The organism is Pseudogracilibacillus amylolyticus (SeqCode), from assembly GCF_051918545.1.
Lineage (GTDB): Bacteria > Bacillota > Bacilli > Bacillales > Amphibacillaceae > Pseudogracilibacillus.
On sequence record NZ_JBPPZG010000321.1, the window covers coordinates 1 to 2910 of the forward strand.

The 2910-nt window shown below is 33.7% G+C and carries 3 protein-coding genes; 1 reads left to right on the top strand and 2 read right to left on the bottom strand.

All coding sequences use genetic code 11. The annotated features are described in order from the left end of the window. Nucleotides 1-415: 415 nt before the first annotated feature. Both ACPYKA_RS20220 and ACPYKA_RS20225 read right to left on the bottom strand, forming a co-directional pair. Nucleotides 416-1648 carry a GTPase family protein gene (locus ACPYKA_RS20220; RefSeq protein WP_479543988.1) on the bottom strand — a complete coding sequence of 411 codons (1233 nt, stop codon included), beginning with the start codon at nucleotides 1646-1648 and terminating at the stop codon, nucleotides 416-418. A gap of 34 nt (nucleotides 1649-1682) precedes the next feature. After that, the gene (locus tag ACPYKA_RS20225; protein ID WP_479543989.1) at nucleotides 1683-2042 is read right to left on the bottom strand and encodes a DUF3221 domain-containing protein; all 360 of its coding nucleotides are present in this window, start codon (nucleotides 2040-2042) and stop codon (nucleotides 1683-1685) included. A gap of 123 nt (nucleotides 2043-2165) precedes the next feature. On the opposite strand from ACPYKA_RS20225, the gene ACPYKA_RS20230 reads away from it, so the two are divergent. Continuing rightward, a complete protein-coding gene (locus ACPYKA_RS20230; RefSeq protein WP_479543990.1) occupies nucleotides 2166-2789 on the top strand; it encodes a DUF3298 and DUF4163 domain-containing protein in 624 nt (207 codons plus the stop codon). Nucleotides 2790-2910 lie beyond the last annotated feature (121 nt).

Consider the following 2910-nt stretch of genomic DNA (forward strand, 5'->3'; position numbering starts at 1 on the left):
CACTATCGACTTGTAAATCATTGCGGATATAATTTATTAATCTTTCCTGTCTCGTTTTATACATAATAACATCCCCTCTTTTTCTTTGTTATTGGCTTCTAAATCTAAACTACAAGATATACGCTTGAATACATTTTTTCACTTTGCTATTATTTACCCGTTAGATCGGGAGTTCATTTCTTGACGGATACATAGCAACTCTTTTTGTGACCCTAATAGCAAAAATCATTTCTTGACGGGCACATAGCTACTCTTTTTGTGACCCTGAAAGCGAAAATCATTTCTTGACGGGCACATAACTACTCTTTTTGTGACCTTGAAAGCGATAATCCTCTCATGACGGGAACATATCATTGTGCTAACGCTGTTTTTCAAAAACATTCCCATAAAATTATATCATGAACCATTATTGCTGCTAATTATTTTTCTCCCGTTGCTCTTCAAATATTCTTTTCGCTTCTTTTTCGGATTTACTGTCAATGAAATATGCAATTGCTGCTTCACATAATGCGTATGTTCCCGCGCTTGCAATGGAGGCAGAGATAATACTGCCTGCGCCGGGAAACACTTTTACCAAATGTCTTGAAATTTCTCTTAACGCAACACCTACTCCAACGTTTACTCCCATAGCACCGACAAATTGGATAATCGTTTTTCGATTTAGTTTTTTTCCACTAATCATAGCAATTGTTCCGATCATCGATAATTGAAGTCCGGTAATGATAGGCATATCTGCAATTGGAACGGGTGTTGCTCCGACCAAACCGGTAACTGTCATCACACTTTTACCAATATTACGAGCTAGTTTTTTTTGAACTGATTTTACTTTTGATATTTTCGCTAAAATAACTTGTGCTTCTCTTGGTAGTTCTGTAAGTAAATAATCGAGTAGCACATCAATATTCCAACGACGATCGTAAATAATCTCCCCTTTTTCATATTCCACATAGGCGCTTATCGGAATAACAGTAACTGGTGTTGCAATTATTTCTTTTATTTTTTCTCCTAGCAAGTCTACCGTAGCTGAAATGTTTTCCTGTTTTTTCGGATGTTCAAAAGGAGGTTCACTATCTGAAACGGGTGCTAATTCATCTACTTGAGTAACGATCCCTACGATAGGAACTTCATATGTATGCATCTCATAAATATCCTGTTTTAATTGTAAGAGCTGATGTAAATCTTCATCAATTCTAGACCCTACTTCTTTTCCTTTACACAAAAACAAAATTACATCTGGACATTTATTTTTTATCGATTTTTTTACTTCTTCAATAGGGGTTTCTGATAATGCGGCTTCCTCAGGCCGATGCGATTCACCTAAACCCCGGGTATCTAATATGTCGATTCCACCCAGTTTATTTTCAAATAAATACCATTTACCACTGCCAGTTTGAGATTTATAATCACCAACTTCCGCTTTTTCCTCTCCAAAAATGGCATTGATTAAACTCGATTTTCCAGCCCCTCTTCTTCCGACGATTGCAATACGAGCTGGTCTTGCACCTACAACGAAGGACTGCAATCCAATAATCTCCTCCTTGATTTGTGCTTTATTTTTAGATGATACTTTAGAGCGATCTACATTATTTAAGATAAATCGAAATAATTCTTCCATTTGTTGATACATATTCGTTTTATTATCCTTCATTGATGTTCAATCCTTTTTCATCAATTTTTCCTATCTATTTTACCATTCGAATTTCATAACAATTTATTATTTGTGCTGGATAACTTTCAGCAATCATTCCATCATATAAAATTTCAATTTGCATTCCTTCTTCAAAATCATTGATAGAAATTTTATTTCCTTCATTATCCACTAAACTCGCTTCTTTAGTAGATACTGAAATCCGGTCTGCAGATCTGAGTTCCGCTTCCCCATCGTTTGGAGTTACCATTAAATATTTTTCATGAACTTCAAGTATTTGTGCTTCAAAAGTTGATTCATCTAAATCAATATCCTGATTATCGTCTTCAGTTTGTAAACAGGCTGCTAAAAAAACGACTATTCCTAATAAACTTAAAACTATTTTAAGCTTCATATATAATCCCTCATTTAGTCTTTTACATATATTGTATCTGATTTGAACATTTTTCCAACCCATTTAGGACATTTACACAATTTTTGAATAGAATATACAAAAGAAATTTTGAAGGATGATAACATGAATACTGTTGCATTTCCCGTTTTGCTAGGGACAAAACTTTTTCAACAGCAAGAAAAGAAAATTTATTATCCGTTTGTTTATGGATTGCAAAATCAGTTAGTAGAACATAAAATAAATCAGGAAATATTAACTATTGTAAATATGCTTATTGAGGAACAGTACAGTGCCCAAAATACTACCAAGTTTGTTGAGATGCTTGGTACTTATGAGATAAAAACAAACGAAAGAAATATTCTTAGCATCAATTTTTCAAATTATGCCATTTTCTATCAAGCTGCACACGGCTTAACTCTTATGAAATCTCTAACGATAGATGTTGAGACAGGGGAAGTATATCAGCTTGCAGATTTATTTATAGCCGGTAGTGATTATATTGAAGTTTTATCAATTAAAGTAAAAGAACAAATTCATGAGCGAAATATTATTTTGTTAGAGCCTTTTACTCAAATTAGCCCCGATCAAGACTTTTATATTGCCGACAAATCACTCGTTCTCTATTTTCAACTGTATGAACTAACAGCTTACGTGTACGGTTTTCCAATGTTCCCAATCTCGGTTTATGAGCTTGAAAACATTATTAGAGAAGATGGTCCATTAGGAAGAATGGCCACAAACAACTAATAAATATATCATCTGCATAAAGAGTTTTACGTAAGCCCTTTTTAGACTAAGTGGCTGTTAATAATTAGGGATTGCTGAATAAATGATAATTCTTTTATATTAAAGGATTTTGAGCATGATT

What these genes read in the sequence shown, in the direction of transcription:
- ACPYKA_RS20225 (WP_479543989.1), bottom strand. Translation starts at nt 2,042, where the DNA reads ATGAAGCTTAAAATAGTTTTAAGTTTATTAGGAATAGTCGTTTTTTTA.
- ACPYKA_RS20230 (WP_479543990.1), top strand. Translation starts at nt 2,166, where the DNA reads ATGAATACTGTTGCATTTCCCGTTTTGCTAGGGACAAAACTTTTTCAA.
- ACPYKA_RS20220 (WP_479543988.1), bottom strand. Translation starts at nt 1,648, where the DNA reads ATGAAGGATAATAAAACGAATATGTATCAACAAATGGAAGAATTATTT.